Raw genomic sequence first — 9,249 nt, forward strand, 5'->3', positions numbered from 1 at the left:
GTTGAACTCGCCTAAGTTATTGATAAACCTGCTGTATCGGGCTTCGGCGTAGTCCAGCGAAGTTCGGTGCTGGAGTCATGGTGAAATGAAAAAAGGCTCTGCAGGATGCAGAGCCTTTCGATTGCAATGGCGACGAGAGGGGATCAGCCCAGCCACTTGCGGGCGTTGCGCCAGACGCGCATCCAGGGGCTGAATTCGGACTTGTCGCCCGAAGTCCAGCTCATCTGCACATTGCGGAACACCCGCTCGGGGTGAGGCATCATCGCTGTGAAACGCCCATCGGCAGTCGTTACAGCGGTCAGGCCTCCGGCCGAGCCGTTAGGGTTGAAAGGATATTGCTCGGTGGCTTGCCCCTTGTTATCGACATAGCGCATGGCCTTGACCACCTGCTGGGCATTGCCGCGGAACTGGAAGTTGGCATAGCCCTCGCCATGCGCCACGGCGATGGGCAGGCGCGAGCCGGCCATGCCTTGCAGGAACAGGCTGGGCGACTCCAGTACTTCCACCATGCTCAGACGCGCTTCGAAGCGGTTGCTCTGGTTTTGCGTGAAGCGCGGCCAGTCCTGTGCACCGGGAATGATGTCGGCCAGCTCGGCAAACATCTGGCAGCCGTTGCACACGCCCAGGCCGAAAGTGTCGGGACGACCGAAGAAGGCCTGGAACTGCTCGGACAGACGGTCGTTGAAGGTGATGGAGCGTGCCCAGCCAATGCCCGCACCCAGCGTGTCGCCATAGCTGAAGCCGCCGCAGGCCACCACCCCGGCGAAGTCCTTGAGCTGGGCACGGCCGGACTGCAGGTCGCTCATGTGAACGTCCACCGCCTCAAAACCGGCTTCGGTGAAGGCGTAGGCCATTTCCACATGCGAATTCACGCCCTGCTCGCGCAGCACCGCCACGCGAGGCTTGGAGGCCGCATTGATGAAGGGCGCTGCCACGTTCTCCCGGGGATCGAACGTCAGATGCACATGCATGCCAGGGTCGGAGGGCTCGCCGGCGGCAGCATGCTCGCTGTCGGCACATACCGGGTTGTCGCGCTGCTGGGCGATCTTCCAGCTCACGGCATCCCAGACCTGGTGCAGATCGGACAGGGTTGCACCGAACACCTTGTTCGCATCGCGCCACACCTGCAGCTCGCCCTTGCCGGCGTCCACAGGGGACGAAGCAGGACGGGTCTTGCCGATGACATGGCTGCACTGGATCAGGCCATGTTCGCGCAGCACCTGCAGCACTTCGGCACGGTCCTCGGTCCTGATCTGCAGCACGGCGCCCAGCTCTTCGTTGAACAGCGCGCGCAAGGTCAGGTCTTCGCGACGGCCGGAGACCTGCTTGCCCCAGTTCTTGCCTTCTCCGCTGTCCATGCGGCTGTCGGAGATGCCGTCGCCCTCGGTGATCAGCATATCCACATTCAAGGCCACGCCCACATGGCCGGCAAAGGCCATTTCGGCGGCCGTGGCCAGCAGGCCGCCGTCGCCTCTGTCATGGTAGGCCAGTATCAATCCCTTGGCACGCAGTGCGTTGACGGCGTCCACCATGGCGATCAGATCCTTGGGGTCGTCCAGATCCGGCACTTCGTTGCCCGATTGATTGAGCACCTGACCGATGATGGAGCCGCCCATGCGCATCTTGCCGCGGCCGAGGTCAATCAGCACCAGGGTGCTGTCCTCCACCTCGGCATCGAGCTGGGGCGTGAGGGTGCTGCGCACATCGTCGATGGCGGCGAAGCCGGTGATGATCAGGCTCACGGGCGAGGTGACCTTCTTGGTCTGGCCGTTGTCGCTCCACTGGGTGCGCATGGACAGGGAGTCCTTGCCCACCGGAATCGAGATGTTCAGCGCGGGGCACAGCTCCATGCCCACGGCCTTGACGGTCGCGTACAGCGCGGCGTCTTCACCGGCTTCGCCACAGGCGGCCATCCAGTTGGCCGACATCTTCACCTTCGACAGTTCGATGGGCGCAGCCAGCATATTGGTGATGGCCTCGGCCACGGCCATGCGGCCCGAGGCCGGCGCATTGATGGCGGCCAGCGGAGTGCGCTCGCCCATGGCCATGGCTTCACCCTTGAAGCCTTTGTAGTCGGCCAGGGTCACGGCCACGTCGGCCACAGGCACTTGCCAGGGACCGACCATCTGGTCGCGATGGGTCAGGCCACCGACGGCGCGGTCGCCAATGGTGATCAGGAAGCGCTTGGAAGCCACGGTGGGGTGGGCCAGCACCTCGATCACGGCCTTTTCCAGCGGCAGGCCGGTCAGATCCATGGCAGGCAGCTCACGCTTCACACTGGTCACATCCTTGTGCACCTTGGGCGGCTTGCCCAGCAGCACGTTCATGGGCATGTTCACGGGGAACTTCTGGTCGCCGGACTCGACCGCCGTGTCTTCCAGCACCAGCTGCCGCTCTTCGGTGGCGGTGCCGATCACGGCAAACGGGCAGCGCTCACGCTCGCAGAAGGCCGTGAATTGCTCCAGCGACTCGGGAGCGATGGCCAGCACGTATCGCTCCTGCGATTCGTTGGACCAGATTTCCTTGGGCGACAGGCCGGACTCTTCGAGCTTGACGGCTCGCAGGTCGAAGCGTGCACCGCGCCCGGCATCATTGGTCAGCTCGGGGAAGGCATTGGAGATACCGCCGGCACCCACGTCATGGATGGCCAGGATGGGGTTCTCGGCACCTTGCGCCCAGCAATGGTTGATGACTTCCTGCGCACGGCGCTCGATCTCGGGATTGCCGCGCTGCACCGAGTCAAAGTCCAGCTCCGCGGCATTGGTGCCCGAAGCCATGGAACTTGCCGCACCACCGCCCATGCCGATGCGCATGCCGGGGCCGCCCAGCTGGATCAGCAGCGTGCCCGCCGGGAACTCGATCTTCTTCGTCAGTTCGGAGTCGATCACGCCCAGGCCGCCGGCGATCATGATGGGCTTGTGGTAGCCACGGGTGATGTCGCCGACCTGCTGCTCATACTCGCGGAAATAGCCGGTCAGGTTGGGACGACCGAACTCGTTGTTGAACGCCGCGCCCCCCAGAGGGCCTTCGATCATGATCTGCAGCGGGCTGGCGATGTGCTCGGGCTTGCCCACTTCGCTGCCCCAGAGCTTGGAGACGGTGAAGCCGGTCAGGCCGGCCTTGGGCTTGGAGCCACGGCCGGTCGCGCCTTCGTCACGGATTTCGCCGCCGTTGCCGGTCGATGCGCCGGGAAAGGGCGAGATCGCCGTGGGGTGGTTATGCGTTTCCACCTTCATCAGAACATGGTTGGTGGCCGCCTGCTTATGGTAGCTGGGCGCGCTGAGGGTGTCTGCCTTGGCATCGAACCGGGCCACGAATCGCTCGACCTCATGGCCTTCCATGATGGAGGCATTGTCGGCATAGGCCACCACGGTGTGCTGGGGCGAGCAGGCTTCGGTGTTGCGGATCATGCCGAACAGCGATTTCTCCTGCTCCACGCCGTCGATGGTGAACTTGGCGTTGAAGATCTTGTGGCGGCAGTGCTCGGAGTTGGCCTGCGCGAACATCATCAGCTCCACGTCCGTGGGATTGCGCTTGAGGTCGCGGAAGGCATTGACCAGATACTCGATCTCGTCATCGGCCAGGGCCAGGCCCCATTGCTTGTTGGCGCTTTCCAGCGCTGCGCGGCCACCGCCCAGCACATCCACAAACTCCATGGGTTGCGCGGCCAGGGTGTTGAACAGCTGCTCGGCCTCGGCGCGTGTCGGGAACACGGACTCGGTCATGCGATCATGCAACAAGGCGGCGATCTGAGCAGTCTGCTCTGCCGAAAGATCGGGCTTGCCACCCAGCAGGCCGGACTTCATGTCCACGCGATACTCGGTCATGCGCTCCACACGGAACACATTCAGGCCGCAGTTGCGAGCGATATCGGTCGCCTTGGAGGCCCAGGGCGAGATGGTGCCCAGACGCGGGGTGACGATGAAGGCCACGCCGTCTGCGCCACCCGTGTAGGGGTCCCCATAAGTCAAGAGCGCCGACAGGCGCTCTTGCAATGCGGGCGCAACTGCGCCCTCGGTGGCAACCAGGTGCACAAAGCGTGCAGATACGCCGGTGATCTTGGGGTGGATGGCGACCAGATCGGTCAGAAGCTGTTGGGCGCGGAACGAGCTCAGGGCGTTTCCACCCTCAAACTGTGTCAGATGCAATGTCACGTGGCGGCCTGTTTATGTGAAGGCTGTTGAAAAGCGACCTGGCCGATCCCCTTCCTGAGAGGATCCGGCCAGAGCGCTGAATTCGGTGAGCCTCGGATTTTACCGTGCCTCGGGGTAAGTCCGAATGCTCACACCCACAAGCCCTGCATGTTCAAGCGCGCAATGGGATAATTGCGGCCATGAGCATCACCCTGAAGACTCCCGAAGACATCGAGCGCATGCGCGTTGCAGGCCGCTTTGCTTCGGATGTGCTGGACTACATCACCCCCCACATCAAACCCGGCATCACCACCCAGCAGATCGACGATCTGTGCGCCAAGCGCATGGCCGAGCAAGGCACCAAGACGGCCTGCCTGGGCTATCAGCCCCCGGGCATGACCCCCTACCCGGCCTATGTCTGCACTTCGGTCAACCATGTGGTGTGCCACGGCATCCCCAACGACAAGCCTTTGAAGAAGGGCGATATCGTCAATGTCGACGTGACCATCATCACCGAAGACGGCTGGTTCGGCGACAACAGCCGCATGTTCATCATTGGCGAAGGCACGATTGCCGCCAAGCGCCTGACCCGGCTCACGTTTGAAGCCATGTGGAAGGGCATTGCCCAGGTCAGGCCCGGTGCCACGCTGGGCGATATCGGACACGCCATCCAGACCCACGCCGAGAGCAACAACCTGTCCGTCGTGCGCGAATACTGCGGCCACGGCATCGGCAAGGTGTTCCACGACGAACCCCAGGTGCTGCACTACGGGCGCCCCGGTGAAGGCCTGGTACTCGAAGAGGGCATGGTCTTTACCATCGAGCCCATGCTGAATCTGGGCAAGCGCGACATCAAGGCCATGCCCGATGGCTGGACCGTGGTCACCAAGGACCGCAGCCTGACTGCCCAGTGGGAGCTGATGCTGGCCGTCACCAAGACCGGCTATGACGTGCTGACCTGGTCAGAGGGCTCGCCCACTCCGCCCGACTTCATCACGGCCATCCGCACCTGAGCACACTGCTGTCGCTGATCTGCATGCCGCATCCAGTCAACACTGGATGCGGCATATTTTTTGCTTGTAGCGCTTGTACTGCAAGCGCCATGCGCTCATCTTTTTGCCATCACAGGCCTCAAGCCCAAGTCAGTTGGGTTAAGGTGACGATCAAGCACTTGCCCTGTTGAAACGTTTTTTCTGCCGCGCATGACTTCCTCTGCCTACCCCTCCGTCGCCCCTGCCGACGCCTCAGACCTCTCCTCGCTGCAGGGGCTTCGCGAACAATACCGGGAGGCCAAGGCCCGGCAGATGGAGTTGCTGCGCAACCCCACGCTGGGCCGGCGCAGCGTGCGCGGAGTGCTGCACCATTTCAGTGAACTGGCCGACGGTCTGCTGCGCACCCTCTGGCGGCGCGCGCAGATGCCGCAAGGTGCTGCCCTGCTGGCCGTGGGCGGATTCGGGCGAGCCCAGCTCTTTCCCTACTCGGACATCGATGTGCTGGTGCTGCTGCCCCAAAGCAGTGCGTCGCCGGCGGCGGAGTTGGCGACCAGCATCGAGCAGTTCATCAGCAGTTGCTGGGATGCCGGACTGGAGATCGGCTCCAGCGTGCGCAGCATTGCCGAGTGCCTGCAGGAGGCCGCACAGGACCTGACAGTGCAGACTGCCATGCTGGAGTCGCGCTACATCACCGGCAGCAAGACCCTGTTTGCCGACTTCGAGCAGCAGTTCCGCGCCGAGCTGGAGCCCCGGGCCTTTGTCGAGGGCAAGCTGCTGGAAATGCGCCAGCGACATGCCAAATACGACTTCACTCCCTATTCTCTGGAGCCCAACTGCAAGGAATCGCCCGGCGGGCTGCGCGATCTTCACACCATGCTGTGGCTTGCCAAGGCCGCAGGCTTCGGCAACAGCTGGCATGAGCTGGCCGAGCAGGACCTGATCACCCATTTCGAGGTTCAGCAGCTCGAATCCAATGAATCCCTCCTCAGCCTGATCCGTGCCCGCCTGCATGCCACCGCCGGCCGCCACGAAGACCGGCTGGTCTTCGACCTGCAGACTGCCGTGGCCGAAGCCTTCGGCTACCGCTCCACCACGCCGGAGGGGCGCAAACTGGCCATGCGCGCTGGCGAGACCCTGATGCGCCACTATTACTGGGCGGCCAAGGCGGTGACCCAGCTTTGCCAGATCGTGCGCATGAGCATCGAGGAGCGCCTGAACCCCGGATCGCACGAACTGATCCCGCTCAATGATCGCTTCTGCGAGAAGGCTGGCACCATCGAGGTGGTCAGCGACGATCTCTACGAACGCGACCCTCATGCCATTCTCGAAACGTTTCTCATGTATGAGCAGCATGAGGGACTGACGGGCCTGTCGACGCGCACGCTGCGCGCGCTGTATGCCAGCCGCGACGTGATGGACAGCGCGTTCCGCCGCGATCCGGTCAATCGCGCCACTTTCATGAAGATTCTGCAGCAGCCGCGCGGCATCACCCATGCCATCCGGCTGATGAACCAGACCTCGGTGCTGGGCCGCTATCTCTGGCCCTTTCGACGCATCGTCGGACAGATGCAACATGATCTGTTCCACGTCTACACCGTGGACCAGCACATCTTGATGGTGCTGCGCAATGTGCGGCGCTTCTTCATGGCAGAGCATGCCCATGAATACCCGTTCTGCTCCCAGCTCGCCGCAGGCTGGGACAAACCCTGGATCCTGTATCTTGCCGCCCTGTTTCACGACATCGGCAAGGGCCGTGGCGGCGACCATTCCGTGATCGGTGCCGTCGAAGTCAAGCGCTTTTGCCGGGCCCACCAGATCGACAGGGGTGATGCCGAACTGGTCGAGTTTCTGGTGCGCGAGCACCTGACCATGAGCCAGGTGGCCCAGAAGCAGGATCTTTCCGACCCCGACGTGATTCGCGCGTTTGCCGAGCGCGTCGGCAACGAGCGCAAGCTCACCGCCTTGTACCTGCTGACGGTGGCGGACATTCGCGGCACCAGCCCCAAGGTCTGGAGCGCCTGGAAAGGCAAGCTGCTGGAAGACACCTATCGGCTGACCCTGCGGGTGCTGGGTGGCCGCGCCCCGGATGCTGCCGCCGAAATCGAAGCCCGCAAGCGCGAGGCGCTGGTGCAGCTGGCCTTGTCCGCCCAGCCCTTCGAATCCCACAAGAAACTGTGGGAGACGCTGGATGTGAGCTACTTCATGCGCCATGAAGCCGCCGACATCGCCTGGCATACCCGCCACCTTTCCCGCCATGTGGGCCTGGGCAGACCCGTGGTGCGCGCCCGGCGGTCGCTGGCCGGCGAGGGCCTGCAGGTTCTGGTCTATGCGCCCGACCAACCCGATCTGTTTGCCCGCATCTGCAGCTACTTCGACCGGGCAGGATTTTCCATCCTCGATGCGCGCGTGCACACGGCCAACAACGATTACGCACTGGACACCTTCCAGGTCGTCGCCCCCACCATGCAGGAACAGTACCGCGAGCTCATGCACATGGTGGAAAGCGACCTGACCCAGACACTGCTGCAAGGCGGGCCGCTGCCCACGCCATCGCAAAGACGGCTGTCGCGCCGCGTCAAGAGCTTTCCATTCGCTCCACGCGTCATTCTGCGCCCCGACGAAAAAGCCCAGCACTGGCTGCTGTCCATCTCCGCATCGGACCGCGCAGGCCTGCTCTACATCATTGCCCGCATCCTGGCACAGCACCATATCAGCGTACATCTGGCCAAGATCAGCACCCTGGGAGAGCGCGTGGAAGACACTTTCCTCATCGAGGGCCCTGAACTGCAGGACAACAGCAGCCAGCTGCGCATAGAAACCGAACTGCTCAAGGCACTGGCCCAGCCCGGTTGATCCCAGCCCGGCAATTCGGGCTTCAGTTTGATGACTCGGTGCCGATAAGCAGTCACCACTACTACGGAAAGCCCATGCAGCTCGCCTCCAATGAAGTTGCGGCATCGCCGCCCACCACACGCAGTGGCCTGTTTCATATGCCGTTGTTTCGGCCCGGCACCGAGGTCACCCAGAATGGCCGACGCGAAATCGTCAGCCATGTCATCTTGCGCAGACGCGAACTGATGGTCTACCTCCGAGGTCACGACGACCCGGTCAAGCCCGATCGCCTGAGTCTTGCGCCCACGGTGTTCACCACCGAACGCCGGCCCGAACCGCTGACGTGGTTTCTTTGATCCGTCAAAACAAGAAAGCCGCTGAGCTCATGGCATCAGCGGCTTTTTCTATGTAACCCGGCTGTCAGCCCAGCTTGGCCTGGGCATTGGCCATGACCTGGCCCAGTTGCACCGGCGCTGCCGGCTGCCACTGCGGATTGAACTGCAGGCCTGCAGCCTGAGGAAACAGCATGACCACCGTGGAGCCAAGCTGAAAGCGGCCCATCTCGTCGCCCCGGGCCAGCATCACCGCCTCGTCTCCCTCGTAGCGCCATGTCTTGATATGGCCTGGGCGCGGTGGGTTGACCAGACCATGCCAAACCGTGGCCATGCTGCCCACGATCGTCGCCCCTACCAGCACCAGCACGAACGGCCCGTGATCGGTATCGAACACGCAGACCACGCGTTCGTTGCGCGCAAACAGACCAGGCACGCCACGGGCGGTCACCGGGTTCACCGAGAACAGATCGCCTGGCACATAGGTCATGCTGCGCAACCTGCCGGCGCACGGCATATGAATGCGGTGATAGTCGCGCGGGCTCAGATAGATCGTGGCAAAGCTGCCGTTATCGAACTGGCGCGCCAGTGCCGCATCCCCCCCCACCAGCGCAGTTGCACTATATTGGTGCCCCTTGGCTTGGAAGATCTGCTCGCCCTCGATCCTGCCGAACTGGCTGATCGCGCCATCCACCGGGCAAATCCAGTCCGCCTGCGCCAGAGGGCGAACGCCATCCTTGAGTGCTCGGGTGAAAAAGGCATTGAAGGTCTTGTAGGCAGCCGGGTCGGGATTGGCCGCTTCGGCCATGTTCACCTGGTAACGCTGGATAAAGCGACGAATCACCGCCGTCGTCAATCCGCCAGCCTCGGCTTGCGCCAGTTTTCCCATCAGCGCGGTCAGCGCCTGCTTGGGCAAGAAATATTGGGAAAGTACGGCAAGTCGATCAGACACAATGGAAT

Annotated in this window: 5 protein-coding genes; 3 read left to right on the top strand and 2 right to left on the bottom strand. The window is 62.9% G+C overall.

What is annotated here, in order from left to right:
• Positions 1–143 precede the first annotated feature (143 nt).
• Positions 144–4,154, bottom strand: a complete 4,011-nt coding sequence (purL, locus tag E2583_RS11855) for a phosphoribosylformylglycinamidine synthase (RefSeq protein ID WP_291596027.1) — start codon at positions 4,152–4,154, stop codon at positions 144–146.
• A 179-nt stretch (positions 4,155–4,333) separates the two neighbouring features.
• Between purL and map the strand changes: the two genes are divergently transcribed.
• From map to E2583_RS11870, 3 genes are all read left to right on the top strand, one after another.
• Positions 4,334–5,146, top strand: coding sequence for a type I methionyl aminopeptidase (gene map / locus E2583_RS11860; RefSeq protein ID WP_291596028.1), 813 nt, complete (start codon positions 4,334–4,336; stop codon positions 5,144–5,146).
• 189 nt (positions 5,147–5,335) lie between these two features.
• Positions 5,336–7,978 carry a [protein-PII] uridylyltransferase gene (locus E2583_RS11865; RefSeq protein WP_291596030.1) on the top strand — a complete coding sequence of 881 codons (2,643 nt, stop codon included), beginning with the start codon at positions 5,336–5,338 and terminating at the stop codon, positions 7,976–7,978.
• Positions 7,979–8,052: 74 nt separating this feature from the next.
• Entirely contained in the window at positions 8,053–8,313 is a 261-nt protein-coding gene (locus E2583_RS11870; RefSeq protein WP_003056528.1) for a hypothetical protein, read from the top strand.
• Positions 8,314–8,377: 64 nt separating this feature from the next.
• Here the strand turns inward: E2583_RS11870 and asd are convergent, their stop codons facing one another.
• A complete protein-coding gene (gene asd / locus E2583_RS11875) occupies positions 8,378–9,241 on the bottom strand; it encodes an archaetidylserine decarboxylase (RefSeq protein WP_291596033.1) in 864 nt (287 codons plus the stop codon).
• Positions 9,242–9,249: the final 8 nt, after the last annotated feature.

It is taken from the genome of Comamonas sp. (assembly GCF_009360615.1).
Taxonomy (GTDB): Bacteria; Pseudomonadota; Gammaproteobacteria; order Burkholderiales; family Burkholderiaceae_C; genus Comamonas.